Origin of the sequence: Pseudomonas sp. NBRC 100443 (genome assembly GCF_030268185.1) — a bacterium.
Taxonomy (GTDB): Bacteria; Pseudomonadota; Gammaproteobacteria; order Pseudomonadales; family Pseudomonadaceae; genus Pseudomonas; species Pseudomonas citronellolis.
Map to the genome: position 1 here is coordinate 167798 of NZ_BSQE01000006.1, position 22255 is coordinate 190052.

Consider the following 22255-nt stretch of genomic DNA (forward strand, 5'->3'; position numbering starts at 1 on the left):
CGCGGGCCATGCCGTCCGCTACGGATTACCCCGCGTCGAGCCCGTGATGTCGTGAAGCGTGATACCCGCGTAGCCTCCCTGCTGCTGTTCATGATCTGCGTCTCCCTGGCCCTGCTGACCGCCTGGCAGACCTGGTCGGCGCGCGAGCGCACCCTGCGCGAAGTGAACACCGACATGCTCAACCTCTCCCAGGCGCTGGACTCCTACGCCGAGGGCGTGGTGCGCCAGTGCGAGGTGCTGCTGCTGGACCTGGCCGACCGCATCGAGAGCGACGGCCTGGGCCCCGCGCAGCTGGCGCGCCTGCAGCGGCTGCTGGAGCGTCAGCAGAAGGTGCTCAGCCAGGTAGTCGGCATTTCGCTGTTCGATGCGCACGGCCGCTGGCTGCTGCTCTCCCACGGCGCCATCCCGCCGGGGGCGAACAGCGCAGACCGCGCCTTCTTCATCCACCACCGCGACAACCCCTCGCGGGACATCTTCATCGGCCCGCCGATCCGCAGCCGCTCCAGCGGCCTGTGGGTGATCACCGTCAGCCGCCGCCTTGACCACCCCGACGGCAGCTTCGCCGGCGTGGTGGCCACCACCCTCGGCATCGAGAACTTCCTCAGCCTGTTCGGCCGCCTGGACATCGGCCAGCACGGCGCCATGAGCCTGAGCCAGGGCAACGGCCAACTGCTGGTGCGCTACCCCTTCCGCGAGGCCGACCTGGGCCGCGACCTGTCGGGCTCGCCGCTGTTCACCGACTACCTGCGCCACGCCGACTCCGGCAGCGCCAGCAGCACCTCGCGCTTCGACGGCGTGGAGCGCATCTACGTGTTCCGCCGCAACGACCACTACCCGCTGGTGACCACCGTGGCGCTGAGCAAGGCGGAGGCCCTGCAGGACTGGCGCAAGCAGGCCCAGCTCAACGCCGGCATCGTCCTGGTGCTGCTGGCGGTGCTCGGCCTGACCGGCCAGCGCCTGCTCATCGACATCCGCCAGCGCACCCGCACCAGCCGCCAGCTCGCCGCCGCCCGCGAAGAACTGCTGCGGGCCAACGACCAGCTGCGCGTGCTCGCCGCCCAGGACGCGCTGACCGGCCTGGCCAACCGCCGCAGTTTCGACGAAACCCTGGCCACTGAGGCGCGCCGCTGTGCCCGCGAGGGGGCGCCGCTGTCGCTGTTGCTGGTCGATATCGATCACTTCAAGCGCTACAACGACAGCTACGGGCACCAGGCGGGCGATGACTGTCTGCAGGTGGTGGCGGGGTTGCTAGCCGCCTGTGTGCGGCGACCGGGGGATCTGGTGGCGCGTTACGGTGGCGAGGAGTTGGCGGTGATTCTGCCCAGCACTGATAGCGCTGGCGCTGAGGCGGTGGCTAGGGCCTTTCTGCAGCGCTTGGCGGGTGAGCGGCTGGCGCACCGTGAGAGCCCCTTCGGTGTGGTTACTGCCAGCATCGGCCTGGCCACTGCTCCGGCTACGGTGGCAGGGGGGCAGGAGTGGCAGTTGGTGAATGCTGCCGACCGGGCTCTGTATCGTGCGAAGGCTGGTGGGCGTAATCGCCTGGAGGTGGAGCGCCTGGAGGGGTGAGGGTGGTCTTCTACGGATTCTTAACCCCCGCTCCAGCCTCAACCCCATCGAAAATCCGTAGGACGGATAAGGTCCGCTCAGGTTGCCGGGAAGCACGGTATGTCTCCCCCGTAGCGGATCTGTCCGCGATAGCCGGACGATCCGGCGCGATTCGCGGATGAGATCCGCTCCTACGCTGCCCCACCCACGCCATTCCCATGTAGGAGCGCGCCCTGCGCGCGAAATCGCGGGCAGGGCCCGCTCCTACAGTTGACGCCGAATTTCTCGTTCGCGCCGGACGGCTCCCTCTCCCTCCGGGAGAGGGTTGGGGTGAGGGGGCGGGGTCAACCTGAAACACTGTTGTCGCCGGTAAGCACCGTTCGCGAGCAAGCTCGCGCCTACGAGAAGCTGTGCCTGCCCGCTCCTACAGGTTGACGCCGAATTTCTCGTTCGCGCCGGACGGCCCCCTCTCCCTCCGGGAGAGGGCTGGGGTGAGGGGGCGGCGTCAACCCGAAATACCGCTGTCGCCGGTAAGCACCGTTCGCGAGCAAGCTCGCGCCTACAGGTTGACGCCGAATTTCTCGTTCGCGCCGGACGGCTCCCTCTCCCTCCGGGAGAGGGCTGGGGTGAGGGAGCGGCGTCAACCTGAAACACCGCTGTCGCCGGTAAGCACCGTTCGCGAGCAAGCTCGCTCCTACGAGAAGCTGTGCCTGCCCATGGGGTGGCGGCGATGGGTATCGCTTCGCTCAACCCAACCTACGAAAAGCACCCTGACGGAGTTGGCAAGACAGTTGCTCCTACAGGTGGGCTCGGAGGTGGGCGCATTGTAGGAGCGAGCTTGCTCGCGAACAGACTCCGCTGCGGGGCTCATTCGCGAGCAGGAACCAGGCGTCCCCCCTCGATCCTACGAAAAGCGCCCGGTTCGGGCGTTACAACAGATCCAGCGGATAACTCACGATCAACCGGTTCTCGTCGAAGCTGTTGGTCCTTCCCCAATCGCGGCGCATGGTCGAGTTGCGCCACTTCAGGTTCAGCGTCTTCAGCGGCCCGGACTGCACGGTGTAGGCCAGCTCGCTCTCGCGGCCCCATTCGCTGCCGTCGTCTGTGCTGGCGTTGTGCACGTTGCTGCCGTGGATGTAGCGGTTCATCAGCGTCAGGCCGGGGACGCCGAGGCCGGCGAAGTCGTAGTCGTAGCGCAGCTGCCAGGAGCGCTCCTTGGCGTTCTCGTAGCTGGAGTTGTAGCTGTCGTTGGCCAGGGTGCCGCCGCTGGCGCCGTTGACGCGGAACCACTCGTCATCGCCCATGACCTTCTGCAGGCCCAGGTAGAAGGTGCCGGCGCCGTACTTGGCGGAGAACAGCCCGGAGGCGGTGCGGTTGTCCAGGTCGCCGGCGCGGGCGCTGCCGTCTTCCTTGCCCCGGAAGTAGCCGAGGTTGGCGCCCAGCACCCAGTCGCCCACCGGCTGGAAGTGCTGCACCTGCAGGTACTGCTGCTGGTAGATGTCCTTCAGTTCGGCGTTCCACAGGCCGACCAGGGTGCGCTCGCCGTTGAAGCGGTATTCGCCGCCGACGAAGTTGAAGCGGTCGGACTTGAACGCCGTGCGGTTGAACAGGCTCATGTCCTCCATGCTGGCGTCGTTGCGCGGGCTGTTCTGGCGGAACTGGCCGCCGTAGAGGGTCAGCCCGGCGAGTTCCTTCGAGGTCACCTGCGCGCCCTGGAAGGTCTGCGTCAGCGAACGGCCGTCGTCGGAGCGCAGGATCGGCAGTGCCGGCGCCCATTCGCCGACCTTCAGCTCGGTCCTGGAAATGCGCGCCTTGCCGGCCACCGCCAGGCGGCCGAAGTCGTCGGCCGGGCGGCCATCGTCGTGCACCGGCAGCAACTGGGTGCCGGCGGTGCCCTTGCCGCCATCGAGCTTGACGCTGTACAGGCCGAGCACGTCCAGGCCCAGGCCGACGGTGCCCTGGGTGAAGCCGGACTTGAAGTCGAGGATGAAGTTCTGCGTCCACTCCTCGGCCTTGCCCTGGGCGGTGTCGCCCAGGTAGTTGCGGTTCATGTAGAAGTTGCGCAGCGTCAGGCTCGACTTGGCGTCTTCGAGGAAGCCGTCGGCGAAGGCGGGCAGGGTGGTACCGGCCAGGGCCAGGGCGGCGGGCAGGTAACGGGGAAAACGGCGGATGCAGGGGTAGCCCATGACGATCTCTCTGGAGTCATTGTTGTGGGAGAGGCTTGTGCGGCTCGGCGGGGCGCCGGGAAACGCGGCGCTAGGCGGCTGGGCGGCCCGGCGTTCGCGGATCGAGAGAGGGGCGTGTGCTGTGCGGCATGGCTCTGGACCTTCTTGTAATTGTTCGAGGGTGTTCGCGTCCGAGGGCAGCAGGCGCTGCCGGGTGTTTCGGTACGGCTCGATAGTGGAAGGGCGGCAGGCAGTGGACAATCGGCGAAAACGCTTCTTGTGCGAATAGCGAACATTAATTAACCGGTTCGAACATTTAAGGAGAGCATCCGATCCAGCCCGGCGGTTCCCCGGCCCGGTCGATCTCATTAGAATCCGCCGATCCTCGTAGTGGACGACGCCCATGGCCGGTAGCCAGATCGAACGCGCCTTCAGCCTTCTCGAAAGCCTCACCAGCGAGCCCCGCGGCCTGCCGATGCAGACCCTCGCCGAGCGCCTGGAGATACCCAAGAGCGCCACCCACCGCATGCTCGCCGAACTGATCCGCCTGGGCTACGTGCGGCAGAACCCGGAGAACGCCCGCTACCAGCTGTCCACCAAGCTGGTGGCGCTGGGCTTCCGCTACCTGTCCTGCAGCGGCGCCGACATCGTCCAGCCGATCCTCGACCGCCTGGCTCAGGACAGCGGCGAACTGGTGCGCCTGGGGGTGATCGACGGCAGCCGCCAGACCTGGATCGCCAAGTCCCAGGGCGCCCGCTCGGGGCTGCGCTACGACCCGGACATGGGCCGCGATGCGCCGCTGTTCTACACCGCCTCCGGGCACGCCTGGCTGGCCAGCCTGGACGATGCCCAGGCCCTGGAGCTGGTGCGCCGGCAGGGCGTGGGCGACCCCGCCAACTTCGGCCCGCGCGCGCCGCGCAGCGAGGACGAGCTGCTCGGCTACCTGCGCCGTGCCCGCGAGCGTGGCTACGCCTGGGTCGAAGAAACCTCGGCACTCGGCACCTCGGCCCTGGCTGCCGTGGTGCACAGCCCGGTGGACCGCCGGGCGATCGGCGTGCTGAGCATCGCCGGGCCCAGCGCGCGCCTGCCGGAAGCGCGCCTGCACGAACTGGCGCCGCTGCTGCTGGCCGCCAGCGCCGAGCTGTCCGCCGCCAGCCAGGCTTCCGACCTCTTCGCCTGATTCCCCCTTGCTTGGCCTTCCTCCCATGGAGGAGGGCCGTTTGCGCCTGCCCGGATGTAACGGCGGTCGATAATCGCCCGCTGCTTGTTGCATTGCGCTTGAGTAAAAATGGAACCAAGTTCTAAATTTGCTCATGCCATTCCATGGAGCCCCGTGCAGCGAGGCTCCAGCACAACAAGCAGAAGAGGAATCCCGCGTGACCGTTCCCTTGCGCATCGCCCTGATCGGCGCCGGCATCATGGGCCGCCAGCATCACCAGCACCTGCTCCAGGTGCCCACCCTGCAACTCTGCGCGGTGGCCGACCCGGGCCCCGGCGCGGCCGGCTTCGCCGCCGAATGCGGGGTGCCGTACTACGCCGACCACCGGCGCATGCTGGAAGAGGCGCAACCGCAGGCGGCGATCATCGCCAACCCCAACAACCTGCACGTGACCACCGCCCTGGACTGCCTGGCCGCCGGCGTGCCGGTGCTGCTGGAGAAGCCGGTGGGCGTGCACCTGGACGAAGTGCGCGAGCTGGTGGAGGCGAGCCGGGGCAGCGGCGTGCCGGTGCTGGTCGGCCATCACCGCCGGCACAACCCGCTGATCGGCAAGGCTCGGGAAATCCTGGCCGCGGGCGCCCTGGGCCGTTTGGTCAACGTCACCGCGCTGTGGCAGCTGCAGAAGCCCGACAGCTATTTCGAGGTGCCCTGGCGCCGCGAGCCGGGCGCCGGCTTCCTGCTCACCAACCTGATCCACGACCTCGACCTGCTGCGCTACCTGTGCGGCGAGGTGGCGCAGGTGCAGGCCTTCACCGGCAACGCGGTGCGCGGCCTGGTCAACGAGGACAGCGCGGCCATCCTCCTGCAATTCGAGAACGGCGCCCTCGGCAGCCTGACCGGTTCCGACGGCGTGGCCGCGCCCTGGAGCTGGGAGCTGGATTCCGGCGAGAGCCCCATCTACCCACGCCAGGTCGACCAGCCCTGCTATCTGCTGGCCGGCACCGAGGGCGCGTTGAGCATCCCGCAGTTGCAGCGCTGGCACTACGCGCAGCCGGGCGCCGGCTGGCACCAGCCGTTGCTGCGCAGCAGCGAGCCCTTCACCCCAGGCGAGGCGCTGCGCCGGCAGCTGGAGCATTTCGTGCGCGTGGTGCGCGGTGAGGACCAGCCATTGACCGACGCCGTGGACGGCGGCCGTACCCTGGCGCTGATCGAGGCCATCCGCGAAGCCGCCGCCAGCGGCCGGGCGTGTGCGCCGGCGCGGGTTGGGTGAGTGAGCCCGTACGGGAGAGGGGCCACCGTAGGATGGGTGGAGCGGAGCGATACCCATCACCACGACCGCATGGGTATCGCAAGCTCAACCCATCCTACGAAGAGCACTTCGGCGCAGCCTGCAAGACAGTTGCTCCTACAGGTTGACGCCGAGCTTCCCGTCCATGCCGGACAGCCCCCTCTCCCGCTTGCGGGAGAGGGGGGGGAGAGGGCGCCCACCGGCAAACACCGTTCGCGAGCAAGAACTAGGCGTCCCCCTCGCTCCTACAATCCACCTGTGAACCGGATACCGATACCCATGACCGACCGAATCTTCTCTCTCGCCGCCCTGACCGTCCTCGAACTGTCGCCGCCGGACATGGTCGAGGTCGCCGCCCGCGCCGGCTACAGCCACGTCGGCCTGCGTCTGGTGCCGGCCACCGCCGAGGAGCACCACTTCCCGCTGGTGGCCGATACCGAGTTGCGCCGGCAGACCCAGGCGCGCCTGCGCGACACCGGCATCCGCGTGCTGGACCTGGAAATCCTGCGCCTGAAGCCGGAGACCCGCGTGGCCGACTTCGAGCCCATCCTCGCCGTCGGCGCCGAGTTCGGCGGCACGGAGCTGCTGGTGGCCGGCAACGACGCGGATGAGGCGCGCATGACCGAACGCTTCGCCGAGCTGTGCGAACTGGCCGAGGGCTACGGCATCCACCCGCACCTGGAGTTCATGCCCTGGACCGACGCCCCCGACCTGGCCACGGCCTGGCGCGTGGTGCGCAACGCCGGGCGCGAGAATGGCTGCGTGCTGGTCGACGCCTTCCACTTCGACCGCTCCGGCTCATCCTTGCAGGACCTGGCGCAGTTGCCGGCCTCGCGCATGCGCTATGCCCAGTTGTGCGACGTGGCCGGCCCGCGCCCGGACGACATGCAGGAAATCCTCCGCCAGGCGCGCAACGAGCGGCGTTTCCCCGGCGATGGCGACTGCGACCTGGCGGGTCTGTTGCGGACCTTGCCGGCGACGGTGCCGCTGAGCCTGGAGATCCCCACCCGGCAGCTGCTGGAGCAGGGCGTCAGCGCCCTGGAGCGGGCCAGCCTGGCGCTGGACAAGGCACGCACGGTGCTCGCCCGGCTCTGACGCCGGCAACTGCGCCATTCCCATCCACCCGTTCGCCCGGCACACTGCCGGGCGCCTTGCTTTGTAAACCACGGGAAACCCGATGACCGCCGCCTCCGCGTTGTCCGGCAGCAGCCAGCCCCTGAAGGGCATCCTTCTGGTGGTACTGGCCACCTCGCTGTTCTCCACCCACGACGCCCTGTCCAAGTACCTCTCCGGCTTCTACCCGATCCTGCTGGTGGTTTGGGCCCGCTACGTGGTGCACACGCTGCTGATGGCCGGCATCTTCCTGCCGCAGTCGGGCCTGCGCGTGCTGCGCACCCGCCGGCCGGGGCTGCAGACCCTGCGCGCGTTGTGCCTGCTGGGCACCAGCCTGCTGTTCACCACCGGCCTGCAGTACATCCCCCTGGCCGAGGCCACGGCAGTCAACTTCCTCGCCCCGCTGATGGTCACCGCGCTGTCGGTGCCGTTGCTGCACGAGAAGGTCAGCGCCGGGCAATGGGCGGCGGTGAGCCTGGGCTTCGCCGGGGTGCTGGCGATCGTCCATCCCGGCGGCGAACTGTTCACCCCGGCGGTGCTGCTGCCGCTGGGTTCGGCGCTGTGCTTCTGCTTCTATCAGCTGCTGACGCGCAAGCTGGCGGCGGTGGACAGCCCGACCACCAGCAACTTCTTCGCCGGCCTGCTGAACACCGCGCTGACCACGGCGATGGTGCCCTTCGTCTGGCACACCCCGAGCCTCGGCCACGCGCTGCTGATGCTCGCCCTGGGCACCTGCGGCATGTCCGCCCACCTGTTCCTCACCCAGGCCTTCCGCCATGCCGCCCCGGCGCTGTTGGCGCCCTTCGGCTATTGCCAGATCGTCTTCGCCGGGTTGATCGGCTGGCTGGTCTTCAGCCATGTGCCGAGCGCCAGTGCCCTGGTGGGGATTGCTGTGATTTGCCTGAGCGGGTTGGCGGCGGCCTGGATGCAGCGGCGGGGGTGAGGGGTCGTGTAGGCGCGAGCTTGCTCGCGAAGGGAGTTTCGCGGTGGTGTCGGTGCTGGGTTCAAGAGCCCCTCACCCCAACCCTCTCCCAGAGGGAGAGGGGGCTGTCCTGAGCCGCCGGGAAGTCTGGAGTCAGACTGATACTCCGGTGCATAACCGTTCGCGGTTATCCGCCGTTGGCCGTGCCACCGATGCGTCCGGCGGGCCGGTGAATCCGATCGCGGACTCTGTCCGCGATTTTCCGCTGCGGGGCGTCGGACCTGAGCTCTCGCGATGTAGGCAACTTCCGTTTCTTCTCCAGGGCGATAGCCAGGTGTGCAGCAGCGCACCCCGGGCAGGCGCCCGGCCACCGTACTTTCTCCCCCTCGCACAGACGCCGGCGAGGGGATTCCACTCCCGAGGCAGCACTCGCCTCGTCTGAGACCTATTGGTAAATGGTAACGAGGAGGTTACTATGGTGGCCATAGAGGTGCTCGAGTATGTCCGGGAAGACAGGTCCTGCCCTTATCAGGAGTGGTTCGACTCCCTGCATTTCCAGGCGGCGGCCAAGGTTGCCACCGCCAAGGTGCGCATGGCGGTGGGCAACACCTCCAATGTCAAATGGTTCGATGGCATCGGCGAATACCGCATCGACTGGGGCCCGGGCTACCGGATCTACCTGGCGAGGGACGGCGAGGCGCTCATCGTGCTGTTCGGTGGTGGCAGCAAGAACAGCCAGGCGGCGGATATCCGCAAGGCGAAGGCGCTGCATGCCGAGTACAAGCAACGCAAGAAGGCCCGGTTCGGGCCGCAGATGAGAGGGTGATTCCAATGGTACTGACCAGGGATTTCAAACAGACCGTCGTCGCGCGGGTGCAGCGCGAACCGGCATTCGCCACCGCGCTGCTCGACGAGGCGGCCTCGCTGTTCCTCAACGGCGAACCGGACGCCGCGCGCCTGATCCTCCGCGATCTGGTCAACGCCACCCTGGGCTTCGAGCGCCTGGCGCTGGAGACGGAACGGCCGAGCAAAAGCCTGCACCGCATGCTGTCGGCCTCGGGCAACCCGGGCATGGACAACCTGGCGGCGATCTTCGATGCCCTGCGCCGCACCCTGGGGGTGGAAATCCAGGTGCGGGCGGTGCATGTCGCCTGACGCCGCCCCACGAAAAAAGGCCCCTCACGGGGCCTTTTTTCATGCTCGGGCATTACCTGTTCAGTGGCTCGCCACCCGCAGGCTGTTCTGCCGCGCGCTGTCGTAGGCGGCTTTTTCCAGCGGCTTGGCGTCAGGCTTTCCCAGGTCTTCCATCGGCAGGCGGTGGGTTTCCGGGGCCAGGTAGGCGGCGAAGGCGCACAGGCAGGTGATGAGGAAGGCCAGGCTGCCGATCACCATCGGGACGTTGTCCGAGCCGGGCGGGGCGACGGCGGCGAACAGCGCCGGCAGCATGGCGGTGAGCATGGTGCCGATGTTCTGTGCGATGGCCATGGCCGAGACGCGGTAGCGGGTCTGAAACAGCTCCGGGTAGAAGGACGGGAACACCGCGTTGTAGCCCTGGTACACCAGGCCCCACATCAGCAGCGACATGAGGAAGGCCAGCGGCACGTTCTGGATGCTGATGGCGTACAGGTAGCCGAAGGCGAGCAGGCCCGAGCCCAGGGCGCCGACGATCAGCGTCGGGCGGCGGCCGATGCGGTCGGAGAGGTTGCCGACGAAGGGAATGGCCAGCACCGCGACTATGTTGCCCACCACCGGGATCCACAGGTACACGCTCTTGTCGAAGCCGATGCCGTAGGCCGGCTGCACCGCGTAGGCCGCGCCGAAGATGGTGGCCACCACCGGGATCACATTCATCAGCGACATGACCATCACCAGCAGCATCTGCTTCCAGCTGTTGCGGAAGGCTTCGGCGATCGGCGACTTGGCCACCTGTTGCTTGGCTTCCTCGCTGACGAAGGCCGGGGTCTCGTGGACTTCGCGACGGATGATCAGGCCGGCGATCAGCACCACGGCGCTGAGCAGGAAGGGAATCCGCCAGCCCCAGGCGTTGAAGGCGTCGTTGGGCATGAAGTAGGCCAGCGGCAGGAACACCGCGGCGGCCATCACCTGGCCGGCCTGCACGCCCTGCAGGGTGTAGCTGGCGAAGTAGCCGCGGCGGCCGAAGGGCGCGTGCTCGAGGATCATCGAGCTGGCCCCGGAGATTTCCCCGGCCACGGCGAAGCCCTGCACCAGGCGCAGCACCACCAGCAGCGCCGGGGCGAGGAAGCCGACGTCGTGGTAGGTCGGCAGCAGGCCCACGGCCATGGTCGACAGGCCCATCATGAACATGCACAGCAGCAGCACGTTCTTGCGCCCGCGGGTATCGCCCCAGTGGCCGAGGAAGAAGGCGCCGATCGGGCGGGCCAGGTAGCCCACGCCGTAGGTCGCCAGCGACGCGACGATGGCCATCTTCGGGTCGGAGGAGGGGAAGAACAGCTGCGGGAAGATCAGCGCAGCGGCCTGGGCGTAGATGAAGAAGTCGTAGTACTCGAGAGCCGAGCCGATCCAGCCACTGGCGGTGGCTTTCTTGGCTTGGGAGCTGGAGGAAGTCGCCATCGTTGTCTCCGGTTCTTGTTGTTGTCGGTGCCTGCCCGGGCGCCGCGCCCTTCGGGGGCGTGTGCGCTGATCGAACAGGGGCACCGAGGTCGTCGCTAAAGCCCCTGGCCGGGGCCCGTGTCGGAAATGCGCCGGGCGGCGCGGCTCAGGGCTGGGGGCGAGCCGGCGTTCGTGTTGGGCTGGAGACGGCGGCGGTGAGGAGGCGTGCAGTCAACATGGGCAGGGACTCTTGTTGAAATTGTTATAGGGCAAGGCGTCTCGCGGGCCAGGGGAGGCATGGCCCTGGTGTGTCGCGGTGAATCCATGGTCGGCCACTGGACGAAAAACCGTCAATTCGCTGATCGGCCTTTTGTTCGCTGATCGAACACAAAACTAACTGGTTCGTACAATTTGCCTTGCTGCTGGAAAATACCCTGCGAATAATCCAATGACCAGCCGTGCGTCCTACGGCTGGCGATATTTCCGAAGGTCGCCGACAGCCGGCGGCCAGGCCATGGCTCGCAGAAGCCAGCAGCACAGGAGCCCCAGCATGCAGCGCTCGATCGCCACCGTCTCCCTGAGCGGTACCCTGCCCGAGAAACTCGAAGCCATCGCCGCCGCCGGCTTCGACGGCGTGGAGATCTTCGAAAACGACCTCCTGTACTACGACGGCAGCCCCCGCGACGTGCGCCAGATGTGCGCCGACCTGAATCTGGCGATCACCCTGTTCCAGCCCTTCCGCGACTTCGAGGGCTGCCGCCGCGAGCGCCTGGCGCGCAACCTGGAGCGCGCCGAGCGCAAGTTCGACCTGATGCAGGAACTGGGCACCGACCTGGTGCTGGTGTGCAGCAACACCGTCGCCGATTCCCTGGGCGAGCGCGACATCCTCGTCGACGACCTGCGCGAGCTGGCCGAGCGCGCCGCCAAGCGCGGCCTGCGCATCGGCTACGAGGCCCTGGCCTGGGGCCGCCACGTCAACACCTGGCAGCAGGTCTGGGATCTGGTGAAAGCCGCCGACCACCCGGCCCTGGGCGTGCTGCTGGACAGCTTCCACACCCTGTCGATCAAGGGCGACCCCAGCGGCATCGCCGATATCCCCGGCGAGAAGATCTTCTTCGTGCAGATGGCCGACGCGCCCGTGCTGGCCATGGACGTGCTGGAGTGGAGCCGGCATTTCCGCTGCTTCCCCGGCCAGGGCGAATTCGACCTGGCGGGCTTCCTCGCGCCCATCCTGCGCAGCGGCTACAAGGGCCCGCTGTCGCTGGAAATCTTCAACGATGGTTTCCGCGCCGCGCCGACCCGCGCCAACGCTGCCGACGGCCTGCGCTCGCTGCTCTACCTGGAGGAGAAGACGCGCCGCCTGCTGGAGCAGGACGCCGCGCCCGCCGGCGACCCCGGCATCCTCTTCGCGCCGCCGCCGGCCAGCCGCTACGACGGCGTGGAATTCCTCGAATTCGCCGTGGACGAGAACCTGGGCGCGCGCCTGGGCAACTGGCTGGAGAAGCTCGGCTTCGCCCGCGCCGGCGAGCACCGCTCCAAGGCAGTGAGCCTGCTGCGCCAGGGCGACATCAACATCGTGCTCAACGCCGAGCCGTACTCCTTCGCCCACAACTTCTTCGAAGCCCACGGCCCCTCGCTGTGCGCCACCGCCCTGCGGGTGCGCGACGGCGCCCAGGCCCTGGAGCGCGCCCAGGCCTTCCGTGGCCAACCGTTCCGCGGCCTGGTCGGCCCCAACGAGCGCGAGGTGCCCGCGGTGCGCGCCCCCGACGGCAGCCTGATCTACCTGGTGGAGCAGGGCGCGCCGGGGCAGACCATCTACGACAGCGACTTCCGCCTCGACGCCCAGGCCCAGGCCAGCGGCAACCTGCAGCGCATCGACCACATGGCCATGGCCCTGCCGGCCGACAGCCTGGACAGCTGGGTGCTGTTCTACAAGGCGCTGTTCGACTTCGAGGCCGACGACGAGGTGGTCTTGCCCGACCCCTATGGCCTGGTCAAGAGCCGCGCCATCCGCAGCCGCTGCGGCAGCCTGCGCCTGCCGCTGAACATCTCGGAGAACCGCAACACCGCCATTTCCCACGCGCTGTCCAGCTACCGCGGCTCGGGCGTGCACCACATCGCCTTCGCCTGCGAGGACATCTTCGCCGAGGTCACCCGCGCCAAGCAGGCCGGGGTGCCGCTGCTGGACATCCCGCTGAACTACTACGACGACCTGGCGGCGCGCTTCGACTTCGACGACGAGTTCCTCAGCGAACTGGCCTACTTCAACGTGCTCTACGACCGCGACGCCCAGGGCGGCGAGCTGTTCCACGTCTACACCGAGCCGTTCGAGGGGCGCTTCTTCTTCGAAATCCTCCAGCGCAGGAACGGCTATGCCGGCTACGGCGCGGCCAACGTCGCCGTGCGCCTGGCGGCCATGGCCCAGGCGCGCAGCGGCGCCGCGCGCAAGCCCAAGCTGTAGCGCCCGGGGGCGGCGCGGCAAGCCCCGCGCCGCTTCCCTTGGCGGGGTGGCGAGGCCCATAATCGGCGCTCTCCGTGAGGCTGCGAGCCAACCATGCCGAATGTCGTCGAACCCCTGGACCATGCCGAAGTGCGTGGCAAGGGCCGCAAGAACAACCCCGAGAAAACCCGCGAGGGCATCCTCCAGGCGGCCATCGCCGAGTTCGTCCAGCAGGGCCTGTCCGGCGCCCGGGTGGACGCCATCGCCGAGCGCACGCACACCTCCAAGCGCATGATCTACTACTACTTCGGCAGCAAGGAGCAGCTCTACGTCGAAGTGCTGGAGAAGCTCTACGGCGACATCCGCCACACCGAGGACAAGCTGCACCTGGCGGAACTGGAGCCGCTGGAGGCGATCCGCCGCACCGTGGAGTTCGCCTTCGACCACCACGACCGCAACGTCGACTTCGTGCGCATCGTTTCCATCGAGAACATCCACCACGGCGAGTACGTGAAGAAGTCCACGGCGATCCGCTCGATGAGCAACAACATGCTGCTGTCGCTGGCCGAGATCCTCCGCCGCGGCGCCGAGCAGGGCCTGTTCCGCGAGGGCATCGACCCGCTGGACCTGCACCTGTTCATCAGCTCGTTCTGCTTCTACCGCGTGTCCAACCGCAACACCTTCGGCGAAATCTTCCAGATCGACCTGGCCGACGAGCAGGTCAAGCAACGCCACAAGCAGATGATCTGCGAGGCGGTGCTGCGCTACATCCAGCGCTGAGCCCGGCCAGCTCCAGGCCGGCGAGGTAGCCGAAGGTCATGCCCGGCCCCAGGGTGATGCCGCCGCTGGGGTAGTGGCCGGCCATCACGCTGGCCATGTCGTTGCCCACCGCGTACAGCCCCTCGATGGCCGCGCCGCTGGCGTCCAGCACCCGCGCGCGGGCGTCGGTGCGCAGGCCGGCGAAGGTGCCGAGGCTGCCGGGCAGCAGCTTCACTGCGTAGAACGGACCTTTTTCCAGGGGCCGCAGCGACGCGTTGGGATGCTGCCGCGCTTCGCCCTGGGCCTTGTTGTAGGCCGAGCGGCCGCGCTGGAAGTCCGCGTCCTCGCCCAGCGCCGCATATTCGTTGAAGCGCTCCACCGTCGCCTGCAGTTGCTCGGCGTCGATGCCGCAGCGCGCCGCCAGTTGCGCCAGGCTGCGGGCTTTGACCAGATAGCCGCGGCGCTCGTAGGGCAGGTCCGGGAAGGGCAAGGGCTTCACCCAGCCGATGCCGTAGCGCCGCCGCGCCCGGGCGTCGGCGATCAGCCAGGCCTCGTGAGGCTCGCCCGGCGGCGTGGCGGCGAACAGGGCGCTCATGAAGTCGTGGTAGCAGTCGGCCTCGTTGGCGAAGCGCCGGCCGTCGCGGCGCACGCAGAGGAAGCCGGGCTTGGCCCGTTCGATCAGGTGCGGGAAGTGGCCGACGCTGCCGTCGCGGCGCGGCACCAGGGACACCGGCACCCAGGCGCCGGCGTGGGCCAGGTCGTCCGCCACGCGGCCGCCCACGGCTTCGCCCAGGCGCAGGCCGTCGCCGGTGTTCTGCGGCGGCGCGGCGGAGCGGTGCTGCCAGCCGTCCGGGGCGTGGGGCATGAGTTGGGCGATGCGTTCGCGGTCGTGGGGGAAGCCGCCGCAAGCCAGGACCACGCCGCGACGGGCGCGGAATTCCAGGGTGTCGCTACGCGCACCGGTCACCTTGCCGCCTTCGCGGAGCAGTTCGTGGATCGGCGTTTGCGTCAGCAACTGCACCTTCAGGTCCAGCGCGCTGCGCAGCAGGCGCGCCACCAGGGCGTTGCCGTTGACCAACTGCGTGCCGCGCCCGTAGCGCAGGCGCCCATACCAGTGCCGGGCGATGCGCTTGAGCGCGTAGAGCGCGGCTTTCGGCGAGCGCGTGGCGTCGAGGAAGTTGGTCAGGTCGGCGCCGCCGGCGATGCCCATGCCGGCCAGGCTGACGATGTCCAGCGGCTCGCGCAGGTGGCGCAGCCAGGGGCCGAGTTCGCGGCCGTCGTAGGGCTGGGCGCACAGCGAGCGGCCGCCGGCGGCGGAACCCTCGCCATCGCGCATGTCCGGCATGCGCGTGCCGCTGAAGAACTGCACGGCGCTGTGGCGCTGGAAGAACTCGACCATCTCCGGGCCGTGGCGGAGGAAGGCGGCCTGGCGTTCGTCCAGTTGCTCGGCATGGACCTGGGCCTTGAGGTAGCGCTCCGGCGCGTCGTCCGGCTCGACGCGGCCTTCGGCGATGGCCAGCGGGTTGCGCGGGATCCACAGCCAGCCGCCGGACCAGGCGCTGGTGCCGCCGAGCTGCGCGGCCTTTTCCGCGACGACCACGCGCAGGCCGTGGTGCGCGGCGGTCACGGCGGCGGCCAGGCCGGCGGCGCCGGAGCCGATCACCAGGACGTCGCAGTCGAGGGTTTGCAAGGTGGGCATGGGCTCTCTCTTGTCGTTATCGGGGCGCGCGGAAGGGCTCCGCGCGCCGGGGCCATCACTGCAGCGGGGAGAAGCCGGTGGGCTTCATCAGCCGCGATTCCAGCTTGAGCACGGCGCCCAGTTCCCGGTTCAGCTTGCCGAACTCGGCCCAGCGCGGGTCGGCGGCCATGCTGGCGCGGCGCTGCATGCGCTCGTCCAGGCTCTCGTAGGCCCACAGGTGCACCACCTGGCTGCATTCGCCGAATTCGGTGGTGAAGAAGCCCACCAGCCTGCCCAGGTGCTCGGTCTGCACCTCGTAGGCGTGGCTGCGGTACAGGGCCAGCCAGTCGGCGAGTTTCAGCGGGTCGATGCTGTAGGTGCGCAGTTCGTAGTACATCGTCAGTGCTCCAGGGTTGCTTGTTGCGAGGCCGGCGCGGCGAGGCGCGCGGCTATGTGGTTGGCCGCCAGCCAGGCGAAGGTCAGGCCGGGGCCGAGGGTGATGCCGGGGCCGGGGTAGGTGCCGTCCATCAGCGAGTTCATGTCGTTGCCGGCGGCGTAGAGGCCGGGGATCGGCTGGCCGTCGCGGCCGAGCACGCGGGCCTGGCCGTCGGTGACCAGGCCGCGGGCCGAGCCGAGGTCGCCGGTGTGCAGGCGGATGGCGTAGTAGGGCGCCTTCTCCAGCGGCGCCAGGCAGGGGTTGGGGCGGTGGTCCGGGTCGCCCATGTAGCGGTTGTAGCTGTTGCCGCCCTTGGCGAAGTCCGCGTCGACGCCGTTGCGCGCGCTGGCGTTGAAGCGCGCCAGCGTCTGCCGCAGGCCCTCGGCGTCGATGCCGATGGCGCGGGCCAGGGCCTCCGGCGAATCGGCCTGGTACAGGTAGCCGGCTTGCACCAGCGCGCTGTTGTCGACCGGCTTCGGTCGCGCCAGGCCCAGGCCGTAGCGGTTCATGGCGCTGGCGTCGCAGATCAGCCAGCACTCGGTGTTGCCGCTGGCGAACATGCTCTGCACGAAGTGATGGTAGGAGTTGGACTCGTTGACGAAGCGCCGGCCGCTGCGGTTCACCGCGATCACCCCGGGCTTGGCGCGGTCGGTGACAAGGTGCGGGAAGCGCTCGCGGCTACCGTCGGCGTGGCGCAGCTCGGAGACCGGCGCCCAGAAGAAGTTCGCCGCCAGGCCCTCGCCGGCTGCCGCGCCGATGGCCTCGCCCAGGCGCAGGGCGGCGCCGTCGTTGTGTTCCGGCGACATGCTCAGGTGCTCGCCGTCGCTCGCCGGGCGGAAGCGCTCGGCCAGCTTGCCGGCGGCGAAACCGCCCATGGCGCAGACCACGCCGCCATGCACGCGGATGCGCTCGATGCGGCCTTCGTGCAGCACCTGCGCGCCGACCACTGCGTCATTCTCGACCAGCAACTGCTGCGCCTCGCTGTTCAGCCACAGCTCCACGCCCTTGGCGAAGGCCGTGGTGGCCAGGCGCGCGATCAGGGCGTTGCCGGTGGTCAGGCGCGTGCCGCGGTGGTGGCTGAGGCGGTCGACGCCGTAGCGCGCCAGCAGCTTCAGGCAGTGCCACAACGACTTGGGCGAACGGCGGAAGCTGAGGAAATGCTGGATGTCCACGCGGTTCACCATCATGCCGCCGAACAGCAGCATGCCCGGCGGCGGCATGCGCAGGTCGCGGAAGCGCTCGCCGAGGTGGCGGCCGTCGTACTCGACCATCTCCAGGGCGCGGCCGAATTCGGTACCGCCTTCCTCGTCGGGGTAGTAGTCCGGCGAGTGCGGACGCAGGGCGTAGCGCAGCTCGGTGTTGGCCTCCAGCCAGCGCAGGGCCCGGTGCCCGTTGCGGATGAAGCTGTCCACCAGCTCGGGCTTGTAGCCCGGGCCGATGGTGCGCCGCAGGTAGGTGCGCATGGCTTCTTCGGAGTCCTTCGCCCCGGCGGCGCGGGCCTGGTCGGTGCCGTAGATCCACACCGCGCCGCCGGAGATGGCCGAGGTGCCGCCGAAGCTATCGGCCTTCTCCAGCATCAGCACGCGCAGGCCCTGGCAGGCGGCAGTGGCCGCGGCGGCGAAACCGGCGGCGCCGCTGCCCAGCACCAGCACATCGCACTCGCGGCTCCAGGCCGGGGCGTTGAGGCTGGTCATGGCTGGATCTCCAGCGGCGTGACGCCCATGAAGGCGCCCAGGTTGCCCAGCTGCGCGAAGGCCATTTCGGCGCCGGTCTGGATGCGGCAGCCCGCCTCGCGGGCGCGCTCCAGCAGCGGAGTGATCTCCGGCTTGGTGACCACGTCGGCCACCAGGGTGTGTGCCTGCAGGCCATCGAGCAGCATGCCTGGCAGCGGCAGCTCGCCGGTGCCGCCCATGCCCACTGGCGAGGCGTTGACCAGCAGGTCGAGGCCGGCCAGGTCGTCGCAGCCCACGCCGATGCGTACCTGGGGGAAGAGGGCACCCAGGCGCTCGACCAGGGCGGCGGCGCACACCTGGTCGAGGTCGCGCAGGCGCAGCTCGCCGATGCCGGCTTCGCACAGCGCATAGGCGATGGCGCTGCCGACGCCGCCGGAGCCGACCACCAGCGCGCGCTTGCCGGCCGGCTGCAGGCCATGGCGCCGGGCGGCGTTGAGGAAGCCGGCGCCGTCGACGTTGTCGCCCAGCAGGCGGCCGTCGGCCTCGCGGCGGATCACGTTGACCGAGCCCAGCGCCTCGGCGCGGGCGCTCAGGCCGTCCAAGCGCGGCGCCAGGGCCTGCTTGTAGGGCACGGTGACCACGCAGCCGCGCAGGTTGTGCCAGCCGCGCAGGGTGGCGACGAAGGCATCGAGGGCGTCGGCGCCCAGGTCGATGGCGATCATCGCCAGGTCGTGGCCGTTGTGGGCGAACCAGGTGTTGAAGTTCTCCGGCGACTTCACCTGCGCGATGGGTGTGCCGACGATGGCGACCAGTTCGGTGGAACCGCGAATCATGCTGACCTCCAGGGGTTCTTGGCGTTGTTCTGCTGGCCAGGATGCGGCGGCGGGCTGTTGCGCTCAATGCGATTGACGGCGCTTTAGTGCGGTATTCGCAGTGATAATGCGATAATCGCAATATTCGGCCGAATTACCCGGAGCCCGTGCCTTGGAAACCCCCAGCATCCACCCCCGCGACCTGATCGCCGGCCTGCAGAAGGGCCTGGCGCTGATGCAACTGTTCAGCGCTGACCGGCCGCGCCTGAGCGTGCCCGAGGCGGCGCGGCTGTCCGGCCTCACCCCCAGCGCCGCGCGGCGCTTCCTGCTGACTCTGGTGCACGAAGGCTTCGCCGAGACCGACAGCCGCCACTACTGGCTGACGCCCAAGGCGCTGCGCATCGGCCAGGCCTACGTGGATTCGGCGCAACTGCCGCGCATGCTGCGGCCGATCGTCGAGCAGGTGGCGCGGCAGACCCAGGAGCACGTCTCGGTGGGCACCCGCGACGGCGACGAGATCGTCCACGTGGTGCGCAGCCGCTACAGCCACATTGCCTCGCTGTCGATCCGCCCTGGCTCGCGGGTGCCCATGTACTGCACCGCCAGCGGCCGCCTGTGGCTGGCGGCGCTGGGCGAGGCGGAGCTGGCGGCCTATTTCGAACGCAATCCGCCACGGGCGCTGACGCCCTACACGCTGACGGACATGGACGCCTTGCGCGCCGAGATCGCCAAGGTCGCCCAGCAGGGCTACTGCGTAGTGGACCAGGAGTACGAGATCGGCATGCGCGTGATCGGCGTGCCGCTGCTGGACCGCAGCGGGCGCATGCGCGCGAGCCTGGCCATCACCACCCACGCCTCGCGCCTGGGCCTGGACGAGATGCGCCTGCGCTACCTGCCGGCGCTGTACGAGGCCCAGGCGTTGCTGCGCCCGGTGGTGGACTGAGCGGGCGCTGATCGCCCGCGGGGCCTGGCGCAGGCGCATCGACGCGGCATAATCGGCGGCTCCGTGTGCCGACGAGTTGCGTGATGACCCTCGAATTCCTCCTGGTGGCGATCCCCGCCGTGCTGCTCACCGGCGTCTCCAAGGGCGGCTTCGGCGGCGCCCTGGGCGGCATCGCCGTGCCGCTGATGGCCTTGGCCATGCCGCCGACCCAGGCCGCCGCGCTGATGCTGCCGATCCTCTGCATGGCCGATTTCACCGGCCTGCGGCGCTTCTACGGCAAGTGGGACCTGCGCAACCTGAAGATCATGCTGCCCGGCGCGCTGCTGGGCGTGGCGGCGGGCGCGCTGAGCTTCGGCCTGCTCAGCGAGCGCTTCATCGCCCTGCTGATCGGCGGCATCGCCATCGCCTTCGTGCTGCTCAACACCCTGGTGGCCCGCGCCGCGGCCCAGCCGAAACCGGCGGCGGCGGGCAAGGGCGTGGTGCTCTCGGGCATCGCCGGCTTCACCAGCTTCGTCGCCCACGCCGGCGGCCCGCCGGTGATGATGTACCTGCTGCCGCAGCAACTGGAGAAGGTGCGCTACATCGCCACGGTGAACTGCTTCTTCCTGCTGACCAACGCCATCAAGCTGGTGCCCTACGCGCTGCTCGGCCAGTTCACCTGGAGCAACCTGGGGACCAGCCTGCTGCTGGCGCCCATCGTGGTGCTGGGTGTGTGGCTGGGGATCTGGCTGCAGGACAAGGTCAACCATGTGTGGTTCTACCGCATTGCGCGGCTGGGGTTGCTGGCGACCGGGGTGCAGTTGGTTTGGGAGAATTGGCGGGGATAGGGGGCAGGGCTTTTCGTAGGAGCGAGGGGGACGCCTAGTTCTTGCTCGCGAACAATGGCGCCAGGTTTGACTCCGGAGCTGGGGTGGAGTCCGCAACCCTCTCCCCAGCCCTCTCCCTGAAGGGAGAGGGAGCTTGTCCGTGCCGAGAATGGATTTGGTGTCAGCCGGTCACTCGGTACAAGCCGGCTAACACAGAAACACCCGCGCACTCCGAACGGTCCCCTCTCCCTTCAGGGAGAGGGTTAGGGAGAGGGCGCTCTTCAACGCAAACACCATGGACCCAAGGAGCGTAGGGCGAATAACGCTCCGCGTTATCCGCCGCCTGACCCTGGCCGAACGCCCGCTGGTTGTAGAGCAGGGCTCCGCTTTGGTGGCCGATGAGGCGTCCAGCAGAATCTCGCAGCCGGGCAGGGGACCGGTGTATCGGCGTATAACCGCGAACGGTTATACGCCCTACGCTCAATCCAGGCTGCGGAAGTGGGCTTGCATCCGCTGCGCATCGGCCGCTCGGCCGCTGAACAGCTCGAAGGCCTTCACCGCCTGGAACACCGCCATGGTGCCGCCGTCCAGCGTGCGGCAGCCGAGGCTGCGGGCGTGGCGCAGCAGTTCGGTTTCCAGCGGGAAGTAGATGATCTCCGCCACCCACAGTTCGGCGCGCAGCAGGTCCACCGGCAGCGGCGTGCCGGGCAGCTTGGCCATGCCCACCGGGGTGGTGTTGACCAGGCCGTCGGCCACCGCCATGGCGGCCGGCAGGTCGGTGCAGAGCAGCGCCCGGCCATGGCCGAAATGCTGGTTGAGGTTGTTCACCAGGGCCTCGGCGCGGGCCGCGTCCACTTCGTAGACGCTCAGTTGCTCCACGCCTTCGCTGAGCAGCGCGTGGGCCACCGCCGCACCCGCGCCGCCGGCGCCCAACTGCACCACGCGGTTGCGCTTCACGTCGGCCAGGCCGCGGCGGAAGCCTTCGGCAAAGCCCAGGCAATCGGTGTTGTGGCCGACGCGCTTGCCGTCCTTCAGCACCACCGTGTTCACCGCGCCTATGCCGCGTGCTTCCTCGGAGAGTTCATCGAGCAGCGGGATGATCGCCTGCTTGCACGGGAAGGTGATGTTCAGCCCGGTGAAGCCCAGGCGCTGGGCGCCGTCGAGCAGTTCGGGCAGGGCGTCGAGGTTCAGCTTCAGCTGGTCCAGGTCGATCAGCCGGTACAGGTAGCGCAGGCCCTGGGCGTCGCCTTCGTGCTCGTGCAGGGCAGGGGTGCGCGAGGCCTGGATGCCGGCGCCGATCAGGCCGGCGAGGATGGCGGTCTTCTGGCTCATGGCATCAGCCCCGCAGCAGGTTGGCGAAGTGGTCGAGGGCCAGGCGGTAGCCGTTGCTGCCGAAGCCGGCCAGCACGCCCACGGCGATGCCCGAGACGAAGGAGTGGTGACGGAACTCCTCGCGCTTGTGCACGTTGGACAGGTGCACCTCGATCACCGGCAGCTCCACCGCCGCCAGGGCGTCGCGGATGGCCACCGAGGTGTGCGTCCAGGCCGCCGGGTTGATCACGATGCCGGCGCAACGGCCGCGGGCCTCGTGGATCCAGTCGATCAGCTGGCCCTCGTGGTTGGTCTGCTTGAATGCCACCTGCAGGCCCAGTTCGTCGGCGCGCGCCTGGCACAGCGCTTCGACGTCGGCCAGCGTCTCGTGGCCGTAGGTGGCCGGTTCGCGGGTGCCGAGCAGGTTCAGGTTGGGGCCGTTGAGGATCAGGATCGGGAGGGGCATGCGGGTGTCTCTTGTAGGTCTTGTCGCCGCTGGAGTGCGGTCATCAGAAAATGTACCAAATGGTTACTTTCGTCAATTGGCTCGCCGGGCTCTGGGTGAAAGCACTGCAAGCTAGGCGCGGCAAGGCCCGGCGCGGTTTCTGGCCGGGCCGGGCGGAAGGAGGGGAGC

General features: G+C 68.8%; 19 protein-coding genes. 11 read left to right on the plus strand and 8 right to left on the minus strand.

The genetic code is table 11. The features are described from left to right. The first annotated feature begins 51 nt into the window (after positions 1–51). A complete protein-coding gene (locus QSJ95_RS10095; protein WP_285642093.1) occupies positions 52–1566 on the plus strand; it encodes a sensor domain-containing diguanylate cyclase in 1515 nt (504 codons plus the stop codon). 908 nt (positions 1567–2474) lie between these two features. Here the strand turns inward: QSJ95_RS10095 and QSJ95_RS10100 are convergent. Beyond that, a complete protein-coding gene (locus QSJ95_RS10100; protein WP_285642095.1) occupies positions 2475–3731 on the minus strand; it encodes an OprD family porin in 1257 nt (418 codons plus the stop codon). Positions 3732–4113: 382 nt separating this feature from the next. Here QSJ95_RS10100 and QSJ95_RS10105 point away from each other — a divergent pair, with 382 nt between their 5' ends. The 6 genes from QSJ95_RS10105 to QSJ95_RS10130 all read left to right on the plus strand — a co-directional run bounded on the left by QSJ95_RS10105 (position 4114) and on the right by QSJ95_RS10130 (position 9347). After that, positions 4114–4890, plus strand: coding sequence for an IclR family transcriptional regulator (locus tag QSJ95_RS10105; RefSeq protein WP_043313216.1), 777 nt, complete (start codon positions 4114–4116; stop codon positions 4888–4890). A 196-nt stretch (positions 4891–5086) separates the two neighbouring features. After that, positions 5087–6139, plus strand: a complete 1053-nt coding sequence (locus tag QSJ95_RS10110) for a Gfo/Idh/MocA family protein (RefSeq protein WP_285642097.1) — start codon at positions 5087–5089, stop codon at positions 6137–6139. 297 nt (positions 6140–6436) lie between these two features. After that, positions 6437–7252: a sugar phosphate isomerase/epimerase family protein gene (locus QSJ95_RS10115; protein ID WP_285642099.1), complete on the plus strand. Its 816-nt coding sequence runs from the start codon at positions 6437–6439 to the stop codon at positions 7250–7252. A gap of 82 nt (positions 7253–7334) precedes the next feature. Continuing rightward, entirely contained in the window at positions 7335–8213 is an 879-nt protein-coding gene (locus QSJ95_RS10120) for a DMT family transporter (protein WP_009622878.1), read from the plus strand. Positions 8214–8667: 454 nt separating this feature from the next. Next, a complete protein-coding gene (locus QSJ95_RS10125) occupies positions 8668–9018 on the plus strand; it encodes a type II toxin-antitoxin system RelE/ParE family toxin (protein ID WP_285642104.1) in 351 nt (116 codons plus the stop codon). Positions 9019–9023: 5 nt separating this feature from the next. After that, positions 9024–9347 carry a helix-turn-helix domain-containing transcriptional regulator gene (locus QSJ95_RS10130; protein WP_043271888.1) on the plus strand — a complete coding sequence of 108 codons (324 nt, stop codon included), beginning with the start codon at positions 9024–9026 and terminating at the stop codon, positions 9345–9347. A 60-nt stretch (positions 9348–9407) separates the two neighbouring features. On the opposite strand, the gene QSJ95_RS10135 is transcribed toward QSJ95_RS10130, so the two are convergent. Continuing rightward, complete coding sequence (locus QSJ95_RS10135; protein ID WP_253407282.1) at positions 9408–10784, minus strand: MFS transporter; 1377 nt, start codon at positions 10782–10784, stop codon at positions 9408–9410. A 529-nt stretch (positions 10785–11313) separates the two neighbouring features. Between QSJ95_RS10135 and quiC the strand changes: the two genes are divergently transcribed. Both quiC and QSJ95_RS10145 read left to right on the plus strand, forming a co-directional pair. After that, positions 11314–13224 carry a 3-dehydroshikimate dehydratase QuiC gene (quiC, locus tag QSJ95_RS10140; RefSeq protein WP_285642110.1) on the plus strand — a complete coding sequence of 637 codons (1911 nt, stop codon included), beginning with the start codon at positions 11314–11316 and terminating at the stop codon, positions 13222–13224. A 93-nt stretch (positions 13225–13317) separates the two neighbouring features. After that, complete coding sequence (locus tag QSJ95_RS10145) at positions 13318–13983, plus strand: TetR/AcrR family transcriptional regulator (RefSeq protein ID WP_253407292.1); 666 nt, start codon at positions 13318–13320, stop codon at positions 13981–13983. Here QSJ95_RS10145 and QSJ95_RS10150 read toward each other — a convergent pair. The 4 genes from QSJ95_RS10150 to QSJ95_RS10165 all read right to left on the minus strand — a co-directional run bounded on the left by QSJ95_RS10150 (position 13925) and on the right by QSJ95_RS10165 (position 18582). Further along, a complete protein-coding gene (locus QSJ95_RS10150; protein WP_285642303.1) occupies positions 13925–15652 on the minus strand; it encodes an FAD-dependent oxidoreductase in 1728 nt (575 codons plus the stop codon). The two genes, QSJ95_RS10145 and QSJ95_RS10150, sit on opposite strands and share 59 nt — an antisense overlap. Before the next feature lie 64 nt (positions 15653–15716). Further along, positions 15717–16037: an NIPSNAP family protein gene (locus QSJ95_RS10155; RefSeq protein ID WP_009622855.1), complete on the minus strand. Its 321-nt coding sequence runs from the start codon at positions 16035–16037 to the stop codon at positions 15717–15719. A gap of 2 nt (positions 16038–16039) precedes the next feature. Then, a complete protein-coding gene (locus QSJ95_RS10160; RefSeq protein WP_285642112.1) occupies positions 16040–17770 on the minus strand; it encodes an FAD-dependent oxidoreductase in 1731 nt (576 codons plus the stop codon). Beyond that, positions 17767–18582, minus strand: a complete 816-nt coding sequence (locus QSJ95_RS10165) for a shikimate dehydrogenase family protein (protein WP_267852905.1) — start codon at positions 18580–18582, stop codon at positions 17767–17769. The genes QSJ95_RS10160 and QSJ95_RS10165 overlap by 4 nt, the downstream gene beginning before the upstream one ends. A gap of 151 nt (positions 18583–18733) precedes the next feature. Between QSJ95_RS10165 and QSJ95_RS10170 the strand changes: the two genes are divergently transcribed. Both QSJ95_RS10170 and QSJ95_RS10175 read left to right on the plus strand, forming a co-directional pair. Continuing rightward, the gene (locus QSJ95_RS10170; RefSeq protein WP_285642115.1) at positions 18734–19504 is read left to right on the plus strand and encodes an IclR family transcriptional regulator domain-containing protein; all 771 of its coding nucleotides are present in this window, start codon (positions 18734–18736) and stop codon (positions 19502–19504) included. An 83-nt stretch (positions 19505–19587) separates the two neighbouring features. Beyond that, a complete protein-coding gene (locus QSJ95_RS10175) occupies positions 19588–20331 on the plus strand; it encodes a sulfite exporter TauE/SafE family protein (RefSeq protein ID WP_285642117.1) in 744 nt (247 codons plus the stop codon). A gap of 459 nt (positions 20332–20790) precedes the next feature. Here QSJ95_RS10175 and QSJ95_RS10180 read toward each other — a convergent pair whose 3' ends face one another. Then, complete coding sequence (locus QSJ95_RS10180) at positions 20791–21642, minus strand: shikimate dehydrogenase (RefSeq protein ID WP_285642119.1); 852 nt, start codon at positions 21640–21642, stop codon at positions 20791–20793. Positions 21643–21646: 4 nt separating this feature from the next. Next, complete coding sequence (aroQ, locus tag QSJ95_RS10185) at positions 21647–22087, minus strand: type II 3-dehydroquinate dehydratase (protein ID WP_285642120.1); 441 nt, start codon at positions 22085–22087, stop codon at positions 21647–21649. Positions 22088–22255 lie beyond the last annotated feature (168 nt).